We start from the raw sequence: 17154 nt of genomic DNA, 5'->3' as shown, positions 1-17154 counted from the left end.
TTCAGTTTACTGTACAGGGGGATCAGGAATAGGTCCGGTGGGATTGGTTGGATCCGGAACGCCAGTATCTGTTTCTGGCGGTGTTATGATTTGTCCCGCATCTTGCTGACCTGTCCCCTGTTGTTCTGAACTGGTTTGTGTATTTTCTCCGGGTTGAGATGTTCCAGACTGGTTTCCATCGGGATGCGTTGAATTTAATTGAGTTGGATCTTCAGGCTGATTCACAGTTCCATCTGGGGACGGTCCAGCTCCATTCGGATTTTCCCCACCTGAATCTCCTTCACCCGGATTTTCTCCATCCTGGATTTTTGCTTCATTGGAATTCCCCTGGATATTCCCCTCTTGTTGGTTTTCTTGTCCATTCTCAGTTTGGGCAGAGGTTGAGCCAGTATTCCCTTCTGTCTGTTCCTGATGGGAAGGTTGAGGAGGTGCGGGTTTCCTTGGTTCGACGATAGTGGCACTGTCATCTAATTCATCCACTTTTGTCGGATCAATGTTCATTTCCCGTTGCAAAATAATTCGAACATTGTCAAGTTTCTCCTTTGAGAGAATGGTAAATGCTGACGCACTATCCCAATGCCCTCCGGTTTCCAAACTTTGGATTTGTGAAGAGTCCAGGGAGCGAAAGTCCATGATGATTCCCTTGATTTGACTTTTTGACAAATCTGTTCGGATATGGTCCCCTGCTACATCCATCACTCCAAAGAAGCTGGCAAATCCGCTGAATGACTTCATTTTATCCACTGCAGCTTTAACCACTTCCTTCTGGCGTCGGTTTCTGTCAAAATCGCTGGAGTAAAAATTGGGACCACGGTTATCCAGGCGATGCCTTACATATCCTAAAGCCTGCTCTCCATTTAACGTTTGCAATCCCGGTTCAAGATCAATCCGTGTGCCATCTGTAGGATCGGTATATTTCATGCTTTTATCTACATTGATTTTTACTCCGCCAAGCTTATCGATCACAGCCATAAACCCTTGGAAATCAACGGTCACATAGTGCTGTATCGGTATACCCAGCATTCTTTCCAATGTTTTCTTCAGCAAAGTGATTCCTGTTTGTTCCACAGGTTTTCCGGCTTTTTCAGCTTCTCTTCTTTCCAGTTCCCCCTTGGCATAAACCCCGTTTATTTTAGAATATCCCTTATATCCCGGAACCTTGACCTTGGTATCTCTGGGGAGAGAAACAAGGGTTACCTGTTTATTTTTTGGATTTAATACGGCAACCATGATCACATCTGTATTTAAGGAGCCTGTCTCTGGTCGCGTATCCTTACCTATTATCAAAAGGGAAATCGATTCCTCTGAAGTATATTCCTTCTCAATGGGCTGGTCGATGACAACGGCGGCCTCTTCGGTGGTGATTTTTCCGATAAACCGTTCTACTTGCCACCAGATGATACCTCCTGCACCGATCAAAAGTAAAATGAGAAACATGCTGATCCATTTTAAGTTAGTGAATCTCCTCTTTTTCCTTCTGAGTCTTTTATCAGAGTTATATGTATTCATGTTTGTTGTTTCCTCCACGAACGATCCAGTTTCTTCTAAAGAAAATAAAAACTTTTCTATCTCATCTTACTCTCAATTTCAAAAAAATCAAATGGGGAAAAATGAAAATAGAGCCGGTTTTCACCAGCCCCTCTTCATCTTAAAGAAGTGGGTTCCATCCAGATAAACCCCGCTTACAATTTCTCTATTTTTACAGCACACGCCTTGTATTCTGCAGTTCCGGCTACCGGATCAAAGGCATCAATGGTCAAAACATTGGTTGGAACCTCATTAAAATGAAAGGACATAAAGACCAGCCCCTCTGGGACTTGATCTGTAATCTTAACCTTTACCTTAACGGTTCCCCTTCTTGATGTCACCTGTACCCAATCTCCTGCTTCAACACCCATCCTTGCCGCATCTGTCTCATTCATATCCACAGTTTCATCCGTTTGTTTCAGCTTCACACCATCCGCGTAATAGGAAGTTTGTGTATGGGTATTGTACGATTCATATCGTCTTCCTGTCGTTAACAGGAAGGGAAATTCCTGATCCGGGAGCTCCTTAGGCGGAACATAGTCAACCGGCTTAAAAGGAGCTTTGGGTCCATAAAATACTTCTTGTTGGAAACGGTCATGGAGATATTTAGTACCCGGATGATCTTCAGTCGGGCATGGATATTGAAGACCGCCTTCCTGATCCAGGCGGGAATAACTGATACCTCCATATACCTCCGGCACCAATCGGCGTACTTCATTCCAAATTTCCTCGGCAGAGGAGTAACTCATTGGATATCCCATCAAAGTAGATAATTCACAAATGACTTGCCAATCTTCCTTTACATCAAACACTGGTTCTACAGCCTTTCTGACCCTTTGAATTCTTCGTTCCGTGTTGGTAAATGTCCCATCCACTTCTGCCCATGATTTCACCGGCAATACCACATCAGCCAATTCGGCAGTTTGGGTCATAAAAATATCCTGAACCACTAAAAAGTCCAGATTTTCAAACAGTTTTCTGGTTTTATTGGCATGGACGTCAGAAACGACGGGATTTTCACCCACGACATAAAGACAGCGTATTTCCCCAGTTTCCATTGCTTCGAGGACTTGGGTTTGGTTTTTCCCTGGTTTGGATGGAAGGGAAACACCCCATTCCGCTTCAAAACGTGCCCTAACTTGGGGATCGGTGATTTTTTGATGACCCGTAAACACATTGGGTAAGCACCCCATATCCCCTGCTCCCTGGACATTGTTTTGTCCCCGCAAGGGATTAATTCCAGCAAAAGGTTTCCCTATGTTTCCTGTCAAAAGCATTAAATTTAACAGGGCGAATACATTGTTTACGCCATGATGATGTTCCGTAATTCCAAGGGTATAAGCAATGGCTGCATTTTTCGCCTTCGCATATACTCTGGCAGATTCTCGAATCAACTCTGCCGGAACGCCGGTAATCGTTTCTGCATATTCAGGAGTATATCTTTTCACCTGTTCCTTTAGGGCTTCAAAATTGGTTGTGGTTCTCTCAATAAATGCTTGATCATGTAATGATTCATCAATAATCACATGGGCCATGGCATTTAGTAAAGCAATATCCGTTCCCACACGAATTTGAAGATGGGTGTGGGCAAACTTCGTCATATCAATCTTTCTGGGGTCCACCACAATCAGCTTCATTCCGTTTTTTACGCCTTTTTTAATTTTGTTGGCGATGATGGGGTGGGCCTCTGAGGTATTTGAGCCCAACAATAAGAGCACTTCACCGCTTTCCAATTCATCCAGAGAATTTGTTGGGGCACCTGAACCTAAAACCGCTGCCAAACTGGCAACGCTGGGAGCGTGTCAAGTTCTGTTGCACCCGTCAATGTTATTGTTTCCGATGACGGTTCGCAAGAACTTTTGTAATACAAAATTGGTTTCATTGGTTGCTCTGGAGCAGGCAAATATGGCAAAGGCTTCAGGACTGTATTTAGCCTTTATTTTATTAAATTGATTGATAATCACCTGAAACGCCTCATCCCAAGAAGTGGGAACCAAAACCCCATTTTTCCGAATCATGGGAGTCTTTAAACGCCGATCACTTTTTACATATTTATAGGCAAACGATCCCTTTACACAGGTTTGCCCTTTGTTGACTGGCGCTTCCCTATCTCCCCTCACCCTGATAATATCATTATTTTCCACTTCAAGGGTTAAACCGCATCCTGTTCCACAATAGCTGCATACGGTTTGAACATCGGTCATTCATTTCACCTCCCCCAATATTTCCCCTTCATTATATCATAGATATTTTTTACTTTTCACTTGTATGTTTTGTATAATGAATTTTGATAGGAGTGGGTCTTTGATGAAACATTTTTCACTAGAAAAACACGAAAAAAAACAAATGACGAAAATTCATTTGTCCGGAAAAAAAGAATCTTGTGAGGATTTTGTTGTAAAGGAATATCCTTTAACGATTTATATTCATGAACAGGAAATTGCCACGTTGGTGTGCTCCCCGAATCATATGGATGAATTAATCATCGGATTTCTTGCGGGGGAAGGGATGATTTCTGACCGGGAAGATATACAGGATTTATCCATTAATGATAAACAAGGACAAGCATATCTCACATTAGCTCAACTAAAAGGCTTTTCCCGGGAAATGATCAATAAGCGAATCCTTTCCTCCTGCTGTGGAAAAAGCAGAGCCTCCTTCTATTTCTTCAATGACTCCAGAACCGCCAAAAGAGTATCCAGTTCTATTACCCTAGAGTATAAGCAGTGTTTTTATTTGATGGAACAATTGCAATCACAGTCTCTGGAATTTCTCCAAACTGGCGGAGTTCATAATGCGGCACTGGCTTCACCAAAAGAATTGATCCTATCCAGATATGATATTGGACGGCATAATGCCCTGGATAAACTATTTGGCTATGCCCTTAAGGAACAACTTGATTTGAAAGATAAAATAATCGTTTTCAGCGGGCGCATCTCTTCGGAGATCTTGTTAAAGGTTTCTAAAATGGGAATCGGGATATTGCTTTCCAAATCTGCGCCAACCAGTCTTGCCCTAGATATGGCCCATGACCTGGGAATTACCACCGTCGGTTTTATCCGCAGAGGTCAGATGAATGTTTATACTCATCCCCATCGGATCATTGGACTGTAGATCTGAGTTTCTTATAAAGGGGAACTTACTTTAGGTGGAGTTTTTTCCTTTTTATTCGGTGAAATATCCCTGTATATTGATTTTACATCACAATAATCGTTATGCCATCGGAATTATCTCCGATGGCATTTCATCATCTATACATCTTGGAATACAGAAGCCAATAAAGCCGCCACCTCAGTAGGAGGAATTTTACTGATCACCGGATGTTGATCTCCATCAATATAGGAAAGAATCACTGGGAAGTTCCTTCCCTTTATACTTGAAAAGGGTGAGAGTTCCTTTGCTATGGTCCACATTCCATTGCCCTCATCCATCTTCTGTAGTTGGAGAACAGCTTTATTTAAAGGTTCATATCCGTAGTAATAGCCATTGGTACTGCCTTTGAACTGAAAACCGGGAGCTCTCCATGAATTGGGAGTTTCCGCCCACATATATCCTGGGTACCAGAGGTCGTAATACCAACCCTCTTTATCTTCAACGGAGAGGAATTGTACTTTTTCCTTATCCCATTTATTTCGTGCCTGGGGCCATAACCATAGCTTATCTGACAACAAATCGTTAAAGAGTGGAATGGTAATGGCCTTCTCCAGATTTTTCTCAGAAAGACTTCTTGGAATATGGTAATGCACAAATCTCTCATGATACACCTTTCGTTCAATTTCCCCTGATTCAATTCGTTGAACTGACTGAAGTAAAGCTTCGATCCCTTTCTTAATTGGAGGATTTTCACCCTGCACCCCTTCGATCAGCGCGAAAACTTGTCCAAAACATTTCTTATAAATCTCTTTAATATCCACTTTTTTATCATGCAGCTCATTCATCAATAATGTTAATCCTTGAAACAATATCTGTGCTGGTTTTCCTCCCCAAGCGAAAAAATCCCCCATTTCTGCAGCCTGTACAATCGTTTCTCTATTCTTTAAAGCAAAATCACTGTGAACCAAGGTAAAAATGGATAACACCCCATCCACATCAAGGTGGTTATTAATCGCTAAATCCCATTCCTCCATTGATTCTCTTTCAATAAAGTTCATGCAAATTTCCGTTGATGTATCTGCCTTATATATAGCAGGTGTCCGGTTGGGTATCCAATGGCTTAATTCCATGTCCACGTCCTGCCGGTATGTTAAATCTGCCGAGCCATCAGCAAAAATGGTTCTTCTGCTGGATGGCCTTTTTTCTTCACTTCCTATAATATAAAAATTGGGAATCATCCATTCTCATTCCTTTCCATCAATTGATTATATCCTACCATTAATCATTAGATCCATCTTGTTTACAACCATTCAATAATGTGCAATTCATCTATCTTTTCCCCATAAATCTTTATAATTTAAACCCTTTCACCCTTTTGTTGAATTATAATAGAGAGAAAAAAGGAGGGTAAAAATTCATGTGGCTAAAATTATCTGAAGAAATTGAAAAATATGTGCGACCGGATACTTTCCCTTTGGGAATTCGAGTGCTGGATAAGGGAGAATCTGTTCCCGATAAAACCAAACGGCCCGCCAAAGATTTTGGCGTTCGCATCAGTATATGTCAGGGCATCACCATGTCCCGCCGCTATGGATGGACACTGGCCATGGGCGGTGAAGATTTATCCTGTCCCATTGCCAAGGTTGCCTTTGGATTTGAGGAGAATCTTCCTTTTTATTCGGAAGGAAATCTTGCCTGCGGAATGTATGCAGAAAATATGGAAGCGGCCAAAAAAACTGAAGAAGATGTCCCTAAATTTTTAGATGATGAAAGCGGAATAATCCTTGTCGGACCACTTTCAAGAATATCCTTTGAACCTGAAACGGTTCTCGTTTACGGAAATTCTGCCCAAGTCATGAGAATGGTTGCAGCAGCGTTATACAAAAGGGGAGGTTCCATTACCTCCAGCTTTTCAGCCAGGGCAGATTGTGCCGACATCATTATCCGTACGAAACAAACCAATGAACCCCAGGTGATCCTACCCTGTTACGGAGACCGGGTATTTGGACAAACCCATGATCATGAGATGGCCTTTACCCTTCCATTTAACCGGTCCCAAGAGTTTATCGATGGATTGTCAGGAACCCAAAAAGGAGGAGTTCGTTATCCAATTCCCACTTTCCTTCAGTATCAAGCAAAATTCCCCCCATCCTATGAGAAATTAAATCAAATGTGGAATCATTCTTAGACCTCTACACCAACGATGCCATCGTAATTTTATTTCGATGGCATTTTTTATATCTTTTTCACTTCGAAAAAATATATCTCATTTTCACCAAAAGTATTGTAGCCTATTCTTATAATGTGCTATACTTTTTCATATTAACATGATCAATTAAAGTGACTAATTGAATGAATAAGTGAGGGAAGGATAGGAGAATTATGGAAACCAAAATAGGGAAAATCCAGTTAAATGACGTACTAAATGGGGAACAGGTACATTTTAATCTTTCTGTAGCTAAACTCGTTGAGAATTCCTTAAGACGTCATGAGGGCGTTCTCACATCAAACGGCGCCATTCGGACAACAACAGGAAAATATACTGGCCGTTCACCAAAGGACAAGTTTATTGTAGATGAGGCAAGTGTCCACGATAAAATTGCCTGGGGATCTGTAAACCAGCCTATTTCTCCAGAGAAATTTGAAAATCTGTATCAAAAAGTGTTGGAATACTTGAAAGGCAAAGAACTGTTTGTTTTTGACGGATTTGCAGGGGCTGATCCAGCTTATCGTTTGCCCATTCGTGTAGTCAATCAATACGCTTGGCATAATTTATTTGTTCATCAGCTTTTTATCCGTCCAACAAAAGAGGAGCTTGCTCAACATGAACCGCAATTTACCGTCATCAGTGCCCCCGAATTTCAGGCTGATCCGGAAATGGATGGAACCAATTCTGAAGCATTCATTATCATCAGCTTTGAAAAAAGAGTGATTCTCATTGGCGGAACCCAGTATGCCGGAGAAATGAAAAAATCTATCTTTAGCGTGATGAATTATCTTCTTCCTGAACAAGGCGTACTATCCATGCACTGCTCTGCAAACATCGGGAAAGAAGGTGATGTTGCCCTCTTCTTCGGGCTTTCCGGCACAGGAAAAACTACTCTTTCCGCTGATCCTGACCGAAATTTAATCGGGGATGATGAGCACGGCTGGTCAAATGATGGTGTCTTCAACATTGAAGGCGGATGCTATGCCAAGTGCATCAATCTGTCGGAGGAAAAAGAACCACAAATTTGGAATGCCATTAAATTTGGATCTGTTCTTGAAAATGTGGTGATTGATAAAAATACCGGAATTGCTGATTATAATGATGATTCATTAACAGAAAATACCCGTGCGGCTTATCCTGTTGAATACATTCCTGGAGCCGTCATTCCAGGGATAGGAGGACATCCCAAGGTTGTTGTTTTTCTGACAGCTGATGCCTTCGGCGTATTGCCTCCCATTGCAAAACTAACCAAAGAGCAGGCCATGTATCATTTCTTATCCGGATATACCAGTAAATTAGCAGGAACAGAAAGAGGGGTAACAGAACCTGAGGCTACTTTCTCCACTTGCTTTGGTGCACCTTTCCTTCCACTACCTCCCAGCGTATATGCCGAAATGCTTGGAGATAAAATTACCCAGCATGATGCAAGGGTATACTTGGTAAATACTGGTTGGTCTGGAGGCCCTTACGGCATAGGGAATAGAATGAATCTGCCTTATACAAGAGCCATGGTTACTGCAGCCCTTAACGGTACCCTTGAAGAAGCCAACTTTACACCCGATCCTGTCTTTGGTGTGCTGGTTCCTGACTGCTGCCCAGGAGTTCCCAGTGAAGTGCTTCAACCGCGCAACACTTGGGCTGATAAGGAAGCATATGATCAACAGGCCAGGGATTTGGCAGCCCGGTTTGTGAAGAATTTCGCTAAATTTGATGGTGTTTCAGAAGAAATCAAAGCTGCAGGACCGAAAGTTAAATAAATTATACCTATATATAGGTTGTATCCATATATAATGAAAAAAAGGGTGGTTTCTTCCACCCTTTTTCTTTATTGTTTATCCTATTTTAACTTGTAAAATAAAAGAATTCTGCTCCAGAATTCACAGTTCAGTTTTAAACTGAATCTATCGAAAATTATTATTCCTGATCTAATCAATATGTTCTTTCTTACTTCTTACTTCCAGCATGGTAAGCATACTCAATCCTCTCAGCCAAGGTAGGATGGGTATACATATAGATTTTTACCATCCAGGGGGGATTGGGATAGGAGGCATTTACTTTCGCTAATTTTTGGTATGTTGAAATGGCCACGTCCGGATCATTTAGCATCTCCAAAGCATAGACATCAGCTGACTGTTCAATACTTCTTGAGATCACGTTATTGATCGGTAAAGCAGCAAAAGACAGGGTGTAGAATAGCAGAAGAATAACGGGCAGAGAGCTTAATTCTTTCATGGAAAATACGTTCCATCGTCTTCCCCATTGACGAATAACCCTAGGTAAAAGAAAGGAGAGTATCCATAAGAAAAAAGCAATGCCAAATAGTCCCAATACTAATCCCAAATACACATGCTTTTTTACATAATGACCCATTTCATGGGCCATCACATGAAGAACTTCATTCTCATTCATTCTTTTCAGCAGCGTATCCCATAATACAATCCTGGCATTGGCACCAATTCCATTCACATAGGCATTAATTTGGTTTGTTTTCTTTGACATATCCACTTCATAGACATCCTTGGCTGGGATATCTGCACGATCTGCCAATGCTAAAATCTTTGCTTTCAATTCTTCATTCTGAATGGGTTTAAATTGGTTAAACAGGGGGTCAATTACTACCGGCTGGATAAAAATAAGAAAAACGGCAACAGGAATAGAGACCAACCACACCCAGATCCACCAGGTCCGTTCCTTCTTTCTAATTAAAAGATAGAAAAGCCAAACTAGAGGCATGATGATGATTAAGCCAATCCCTAGATTCTTCAGGTTATCCAATAGCCACTCCTCTAAGGGCTGAGTGGTTAGGCCAAATCTTTTCCCCCATAGGTAAGCCAAATATCCCAGCGGCAGGTCAAAAAGAAAGATCACGCCAAAGAGAAATACAGAAAAGAAGGCAGCTTGGAAAACAAACCGGGCGGACATTCTCTCGGCCAACCTTTGCAGGTATTTAGCCATTCCAGTCATCAAGATAAATAGAAGAACCAACCAGGTATAGGCATGACCAATGAAAAACAAGGCATATTTCCCTTTGGAATAAGCAATAGACTTATTCAGCTGCTCCTCAGACATAAATGTAGCAGGGTTTGCAGGGGGCGGATAAAGGGAAGGATCAGGACTTTTGCTGTATAGAGCCGATAAAAGACCAACCATCACGATCAAAAACAGGAGATAAAGTCCCCATTTGAACCATCCAATCCTCATTTTTTTCTCTCCAAGTCAATATTTTTTACCAACAACAGCGTGAATACTTCAAGGTCAGATCATTTGCCAATTCACTTTAAAATTCTTCATCCAAAGGAATGACAGGATCATGTTCACCGGCCAATATTAAACAGGAAATCATTGAAAGCCTTTTGCACCATTAGTACAAAAGGCGTTTATTGTGATGAATCGTATTTTATGGGGAATTTCTACTTTTTTAATGCTTTCATTTCCTCGATGATCAATTGTCCCATTTCTACGGTCCCTTTGACTTCATCTCCAGTTGAGGCAATATCCCCGGTACGATATCCTTTTTCTAGAACCGATTTAACCGCCAATTCAATTAGATCAGCCTCTACCTTCAGTCCTAAACTGTACTTTAACATCATCGCTACAGAAAGGATTGTGGCAATAGGGTTGGCTATTCCCTGGCCAGCGATATCTGGAGCAGAACCATGAACCGGTTCATATAATCCAAAGGTTCCTTCTCCCAGGCTGGCAGAAGCAAGCATTCCAATGGAGCCGGTAAGCATAGCAGCTTCATCGCTCAGAATATCACCAAACAAATTCTCGGTTACGATCACATCAAAATGCTTTGGAGTACGAATCAGCTGCATGGCACAAGCATCGACCAGTACATGCTCCAACTCCACATCCGGGTACTCCTTTGCTACGCGGATCACCACTTCTCTCCAAAGACGGGAACTCTCCATCACATTGGCCTTATCAACAGATGTTACCTTATTCCTTCTTAAGCGAGCCAATCGGAATGCTGTGTGGGCAATCCTTTCGATTTCCTTTTCGTTATAATGAAGGGTATCGACAGCCTCAGCCACTCCGTTTACTTCCCGGCGTTCTTTATGGCCGAAATAGATCCCTCCAGTTAACTCCCTTACCACCAGCAAATCTACTCCGCTAATCACTTCCGGCTTTAATGTTGAAGCATCGACCAGGCTCTCAAAGGCGGTGGCAGGACGTAAATTAGCATATAATCCCAACTTTTTGCGAATACCCAATAATCCTGCCTCTGGACGTAAGTGTCCAGGATTCTGATCCCACTTTGGTCCACCCACAGCCCCCAGGAGAACAGCATCAGATGCCTGGCAGGATGCTACGGTTTCATCTGGCAATGGAATCCCCGTTTGATCCAGGGAAATGCCACCAATTAAAGCTTCCTTTATTTCAAAATGATGATGATATAGTTCTTCAATCGCCTTTAAAACCTTAACACCTTCAGCTACAATTTCAGGTCCTATTCCATCTCCTGGAAGAATGGTAATACGAAAATTAGCCATAATATTTACCCCCTTTTACCACGTCTGACCTCGGCAAATTCTTTGATATGAAAATACCTTTTCATATCAATTTGTGACCCGTAGGGTCATGGATGTTTAGTTTCATACGACAATTATCCGGCAGAAATGCTGATATTCCCGGTTATCTCCAGCTCATCCTTTATATCGCCCCGTCGGGCTACAATTTTGTTAATAGCATCAATATATGCCTTGGCACTTGCTTCCAAAACGTCGGTGCTTACGCCCCGCCCCTGAACCGTGATTCCATTCTGACGAAGGCGAACATATACTTCCCCCAAGGCATCGGTACCATCAGTAACAGAAGCAATTTTATAATCCAATAGTTCAACCGACTCTTGGGTTGCCCTTTCAATGGCTTTATAAATAGAATCAACTGAGCCATTTCCGGTGGCTGCTTCTTCCTTTGCTTCCCTTCCTAAATAGGAGACTTTCACCGTTGCAGTAGGAACGGAAAGGCTACCATAGGAAACTTGAACATAATCTAATGAATAAGTGGTTGGCACATCCACCAAACGTTCTTCCACCAGTGCCATAATATCCTCATCTGTCACATTTTTCTTTCGATCTGCTAAATCCTTAAACTTTACAAACAACTTATCGACTTGCTCTACCGTTAAGTCATAGCCCAATTCCACCAGCTTATCCTTAAAGGCATGCCGGCCCGAGTGTTTTCCTAGCACCAACTTATTGGAAGAAAATCCTACCGTTTCAGGCCTGATAATCTCATAGGTGGTTTGTTCTTTTAACACCCCATCTTGGTGAATTCCAGATTCATGGGCGAAAGCGTTAGCTCCCACCACCGCCTTATTTCCGGGAACGATCATACCTGTCAGACGGCTGACCAGACGACTGGTTCTGGCAATTTCCTTAAGATTTAAACCCGTTGTCGCTTGGTAGAAATCTTTTCTGGTCTCAAGGGCTAAAGCCACCTCTTCAATGGCAGCATTTCCAGCCCGTTCACCAATTCCGTTTATTGTTCCTTCAATAACGGTTACCCCTGCCTGAATAGCCGCTAAACTATTTGCTACCGCCAATCCCAAATCATCATGACAGTGAGCACTCAGATCAATAGTTTCTATGCCGGGCACTCTTTGACGCAATTGAACAAAAATATCTGCAAATTCGGTAGGAGTTTTATACCCGACGGTATCTGGAATATTAAGTCTTGTGGCTCCAGCCTTAATCACCCTTTCTGTCACTTCACACAGAAAATCAATTTCAGTTCGTCCTGCATCCTCTGGGGAAAATTCAATTTCACTCATGTATTTTTTTGCATATCTTACGGCAGCTTCTGCTTGTCTTAAAACTTCTTCCTTACTCATCCTTAATTTATATTGGCGATGAATGGGGGATGTAGCAAGAAATACGTGAATACATGGATTTTCCGCCCCTTTTAATGCCTCCCATGCTCTGTCAATATCTTTTTCAACAGATCTTGAAAGACTAACCACCGTACAATTTTTAATTTTATTTGCGACAGCCTGAACAGATTGAAAATCACCGGGGGAAGAAGCAGCAAATCCTGCCTCTATCAGATCAACACCCAGCCGTTCCAACTGAAGGGCAATCTCCACCTTTTCATTGGTGCTCAGGTTGACTCCAGGGGATTGTTCCCCGTCTCTTAACGTGGTGTCAAAAATTTTTATCTTCCGCATTCCTTACACCTCCCGTAATTACCTCTCACTTTTTAATCCATGCCATCAATTCTCTTAACTGGCTGCCAACCTGTTCAATGGGATGTTCCGCTTCATTTCTGCGGCGTGCGTTAAAATATGGACGATTTGCCTGGTTCTCCAGAATCCAATTACGAGCAAACGTACCATCCTGAATTTCTTTTAATACTTTTCTCATTTCTTTACGGGTTTCTTCTGTAATCAACCTAGGTCCTGTTACGTAATCTCCATATTCTGCTGTATCACTGATAGAGTAACGCATATTGGCCATTCCGCCTTCATACATCAGATCTACAATCAGTTTTAATTCATGTAGACATTCAAAATAGGCGATTTCAGGCTGATACCCTGCTTCTGTTAAAGTGTCAAATCCAGCCTTCACTAATGCGGTTACCCCACCGCAAAGAACCGATTGCTCTCCAAACAAATCTGTTTCCGTTTCCTCTTTAAATGTGGTTTCGATTACCCCTGCTCGGGTACAGCCGATTCCACTGGCATAGGCTAAACCCACTTCCTTAGCTTTTCCAGTTGCGTCTTGATGAATAGCCAACAATCCTGGAACACCAAATCCTTCAACATAGGTACGTCTAACAAGGTGTCCGGGGCTTTTTGGCGCTACCATAATGACATCAACGGAATTTGGGGGAACAATTTGCCCAAAATGAACGTTAAATCCATGAGAAAAAAGAAGGGCAGATCCGTCTTTAAGATTTGGAGCAATTTGCTCCCTGTATACTTTAGCTTGAGTCTCATCAGGCATCAAAATTTGAACGACATCGGCTTGGGCCACCGCTTCTTCCACGGTATAAACCTCAAAACCATCTTTTTCTGCCTGCTGCCAGGAGCGTCCCTGACGCAATCCAATGACTACTTTTATTCCGCTATCCCTTAGATTCTGGGCTTGGGCATGACCTTGACTTCCATAACCTATAACTGCAACGGTTTTTCCTTGGATCGCACCTCTGTTCACATCTTTTTCATAGTACATAACTGCCATTGTTATTCCTCCTTAAGTTTCAATAATTTATAAAAAATTAGTTTGCGATTTTGGCGGCAAGTGAGGTCCCCCTCATCATTGCGGTTACCCCTGTTCGGCTTAATTCCTTGATACCATAAGGACGAAGCAGTTCAATAAGGGCATCAATTTTTCCGGAATCACCGGTAGCTTGAATGACTAAAGTGTTTGGACCAACATCCACGATGGATGCACGAAAAGGTTCCACAATGCCAGAAATTTCACTGCGATTCGCTGCGTTTGCTCCAACTTTGATCAGGGCAAGTTCCCGTGCTACCATCGGATTGGCGCTTAAATGCTGCACTTTAATCACATCAACCAGTTTATGGAGCTGCTTCATCACCTGCTCCAATATTTTCTCATCCCCAGTGGTAACAATGATCATCCGGGAAAGCCCAGCTTCTTCTGATCGTCCAACAGTGATACTGTCTATGTTAAAACCCCTTTGCCCCAGTAAAATAGCCACTCTGGCCAAAACACCAGGCTGATCATTTACTAATACCGAGATGGTATGTTTATTCATTTTCTATTCACCCCCCATGATCATATCATCTAGACCGGCTCCTGGAGGAACCATGGGGAAAACATTTTCTTCAGGTTCTACTTCAAAATCAATTAATACAGGACCTTCATGATTTAATGCTTTATTCCACACATCTAAAGCTTCTTCCGGTGTGGAAGCCCTCATACCCTTGATACCATAGGCTTCAGCCAGTTTTACAAAATCTGGGCCCGAACTTAAATCTACCGCGCTGTATCTCCTTTGAGAAAACAGCTCCTGCCACTGGCGAACCATCCCAAGATATCTATTATTGACAATGACAATTTTGACAGGAATGTTATGTTCGGCAGCCACCGCCAATTCTTGCATATTCATTTGAAATCCTCCATCACCGGTTATCGCTACCACCGTTTTATCCGGATTGGCAAACTGAGCTCCGATGGCAGCCGGAAAACCAAAGCCCATGGTTCCTAGACCACCGGAAGTAATGAAAGAACGGGGATTATCAAATAAATAATATTGCGCTACCCACATCTGATGCTGTCCAACATCGGTTGTAATAATGGCTTCTCCTTTTGTTGACTCATAAATCATTTGAATGAGCCATTGCGGTTTAATGACCTTATCATCATTTTCATAGGAATATGGATATTGCCTTTTCCATTCCATCAATTGTTTAATCCAGTCTTCCGTTTCAGGCTGTTCTGCTTTTTCGTTTACGGCTTGCAAAACAAGCTTCACGTCACCGACGATTGGAACAAAAGTTTCTACGTTTTTGCCAATCTCAGCAGGATCAACATCGATATGAACAATCTTTGCATTCCGGGCAAAGGTGGAAAGCTTTCCCGTCACCCGATCATCAAAGCGAGCTCCAATACTAATGAGCAAATCGCTTTCCTGGATCGCATGGTTAGCCGTATAAGAACCATGCATTCCTGGCATTCCCAGATGGAAGGGATGATGCCCGGAAAATCCAGCTAATCCCATCAAAGTGGTGATAACGGGAATTTTTGTTTTCTCGACGAAGTCTAGAAGCTCTTTTTCAGCTCCTGAATGAACAACCCCGCCGCCGGCCAATATGACAGGCTTTTTTGCCCCTTTAATCGCTTGGCACATGCGATCTATCTGAAGACGATTTGGTTTAGTGGTAGGATTATATCCCCTTAGCTGAACCTTTTCAGGATAATAATAATTGGTCACTTGATTGGATACATCCTTAGGTATATCAACAAGTACAGGTCCTGGTCTCCCTGTTGTTGCAATATGAAAAGCTTCCCGAATAATCCTCGGCAATTCAGCAGCGTCCCTCACAAAATAATTATGTTTGGTAATCGGAAAGGTAATTCCGCAGATATTAGCCTCTTGGAAAGCATCGGTACCAATTAAATTTTGCGGTACATTACCTGTGATACATACCAAGGGAACGGAATCCATCATGGCAGTGGCAATCCCTGTCACAAGATTAGTTGCTCCCGGTCCGGAAGTGGCAATCACTACACCCGGTTTTCCAGTGGAACGGGCATACCCATCAGCTGCATGGATGGCCCCCTGTTCATGCCGGGTTAGAATATGTTTCAGTTCGTGTCCATACAAAGAATCATAAATGGGTAATACGGCTCCTCCCGGATATCCAAATACGTATTCGACACCTTCCATCAATAAAGATCTTAAAAGAATTTGCGCTCCTGTCATCGGCTTCCCCAGATCCTGTGGGAAATATGAACGTTTTTCAGCCATCGCAGTTTCTGTACTCACCTGATTTCTCCTCCTCTCCATTTATAAAGGAAACTTATTTAATACATAAACATCACAAATTAAAAATATTCCGTCATTTAATATTCACCCATCCCTCCAAGTACATTTTTTATCAGAGAAATTTTTTGTATAGAATCCTTCGTTCCCTCTTGCTATAAGTGTAAAAAAGAAAACCCTTTCACCCCGGAAGAATTCCTTCATCCATTGGGGCGAAAGGGATCGCGGTACCACCCAAATTCACTGATTTCTCACGAAAACCAGTCTCTACAGGTATAATGAGGATTTATACCTTGGCCATGATAACGGGACCAACCGTTCTTTCCTAGTCAGCAAAACCTTTCAAAAAGAATGCTCAAAGGCGAGCCCCTCTGTCTTCTATGCTTGCCCGGTTTCCAGCTCCCCGGACTCTCTGGTGGTGCAGAGAAAAACAGAAGCATTCCTTGTCATCACATGTGCATTTATAAAAAAATTTGATTTGTAATAGTAAAAACCACTGAAGCAAATTCCAATCCCTGCATGTTAAACAAGAATCAGAACCTGCCGCAGAGGTTTTTATCCTCACGGTGTACATGATATTCCATCATGTTGGTATCGCTTGGTCACAGACCATCGGATCGTCTTCCATTCACGAAAGCCCAATGCGGAACCCTAGACACCCTTCTGATTAAATGATATAAGGTATTATTTAAATTATTTAGGTGTAATTATAGACACTACTATAGGGTGGTGTCAATAGTTTTTTTGTATCATTTTGATAACTTTGGATGATTTCTCTCCCTATGATTCAAACTAAAGATACACATCCTCATTGATATGAAAATACATTTTCATATCAATTTGTGACTCTACAGGTCATGGATGTT

12 protein-coding genes are annotated in these 17154 nt (G+C 42.2%); 3 read left to right on the top strand and 9 right to left on the bottom strand.

The genetic code is table 11. The features are described 5' to 3' along the window. Positions 1 to 6: 6 nt before the first annotated feature. Both L1765_RS03255 and fdhF read right to left on the bottom strand, forming a co-directional pair. The gene (locus L1765_RS03255; RefSeq protein ID WP_236404754.1) at positions 7 to 1509 is read right to left on the bottom strand and encodes an LCP family protein; all 1503 of its coding nucleotides are present in this window, start codon (positions 1507 to 1509) and stop codon (positions 7 to 9) included. Positions 1510 to 1682: 173 nt separating this feature from the next. Next, positions 1683 to 3731, bottom strand: a complete 2049-nt coding sequence (gene fdhF, locus L1765_RS03245) for a formate dehydrogenase subunit alpha (protein WP_407942187.1) — start codon at positions 3729 to 3731, stop codon at positions 1683 to 1685. Positions 3732 to 3834: 103 nt separating this feature from the next. On the opposite strand from fdhF, the gene fdhD reads away from it, so the two are divergent. After that, positions 3835 to 4641, top strand: a complete 807-nt coding sequence (gene fdhD / locus L1765_RS03240; protein ID WP_236404744.1) for a formate dehydrogenase accessory sulfurtransferase FdhD — start codon at positions 3835 to 3837, stop codon at positions 4639 to 4641. Between the two features lie 137 nt (positions 4642 to 4778). On the opposite strand, the gene L1765_RS03235 is transcribed toward fdhD, so the two are convergent. Further along, a complete protein-coding gene (locus L1765_RS03235; RefSeq protein ID WP_236404742.1) occupies positions 4779 to 5858 on the bottom strand; it encodes a DUF6687 family protein in 1080 nt (359 codons plus the stop codon). Positions 5859 to 6037: 179 nt separating this feature from the next. Between L1765_RS03235 and L1765_RS03230 the strand changes: the two genes are divergently transcribed. Together L1765_RS03230 and pckA are read left to right on the top strand one after the other, a co-directional pair. After that, a complete protein-coding gene (locus L1765_RS03230; protein ID WP_236404732.1) occupies positions 6038 to 6808 on the top strand; it encodes a DUF169 domain-containing protein in 771 nt (256 codons plus the stop codon). A 194-nt stretch (positions 6809 to 7002) separates the two neighbouring features. Beyond that, a complete protein-coding gene (gene pckA / locus L1765_RS03225) occupies positions 7003 to 8586 on the top strand; it encodes a phosphoenolpyruvate carboxykinase (ATP) (protein ID WP_236404730.1) in 1584 nt (527 codons plus the stop codon). 187 nt (positions 8587 to 8773) lie between these two features. Here pckA and L1765_RS03220 read toward each other — a convergent pair whose 3' ends face one another. The 6 genes from L1765_RS03220 to ilvB form a co-directional block, all read right to left on the bottom strand. Then, a complete protein-coding gene (locus tag L1765_RS03220) occupies positions 8774 to 10030 on the bottom strand; it encodes a M48 family metallopeptidase (RefSeq protein WP_236404721.1) in 1257 nt (418 codons plus the stop codon). 209 nt (positions 10031 to 10239) lie between these two features. Beyond that, complete coding sequence (gene leuB, locus L1765_RS03215) at positions 10240 to 11325, bottom strand: 3-isopropylmalate dehydrogenase (RefSeq protein WP_236404719.1); 1086 nt, start codon at positions 11323 to 11325, stop codon at positions 10240 to 10242. Between the two features lie 113 nt (positions 11326 to 11438). Beyond that, on the bottom strand, positions 11439 to 13001 hold the full coding sequence (locus L1765_RS03210) for a 2-isopropylmalate synthase (RefSeq protein WP_236404717.1): 1563 nt from the start codon (positions 12999 to 13001) through the stop codon (positions 11439 to 11441). Positions 13002 to 13026: 25 nt separating this feature from the next. Beyond that, positions 13027 to 14016, bottom strand: a complete 990-nt coding sequence (ilvC, locus tag L1765_RS03205) for a ketol-acid reductoisomerase (protein WP_236404714.1) — start codon at positions 14014 to 14016, stop codon at positions 13027 to 13029. A gap of 37 nt (positions 14017 to 14053) precedes the next feature. After that, the gene (gene ilvN, locus L1765_RS03200) at positions 14054 to 14557 is read right to left on the bottom strand and encodes an acetolactate synthase small subunit (RefSeq protein WP_236404712.1); all 504 of its coding nucleotides are present in this window, start codon (positions 14555 to 14557) and stop codon (positions 14054 to 14056) included. Positions 14558 to 14560: 3 nt separating this feature from the next. Next, positions 14561 to 16291 (bottom strand): biosynthetic-type acetolactate synthase large subunit, encoded by a 1731-nt coding sequence (gene ilvB, locus L1765_RS03195; protein ID WP_407942185.1) that lies wholly within the window; start codon positions 16289 to 16291, stop codon positions 14561 to 14563. Between the last annotated feature and the right edge of the window lie 863 nt (positions 16292 to 17154).

The sequence above is a fragment of the Microaerobacter geothermalis genome, assembly GCF_021608135.1.
In the GTDB taxonomy this organism is placed as follows: domain Bacteria; phylum Bacillota; class Bacilli; order DSM-22679; family DSM-22679; genus Microaerobacter; species Microaerobacter geothermalis.
Note: the sequence above shows the minus strand (reverse complement) of the source record. Positions and strands in the feature narration are given on the sequence as shown.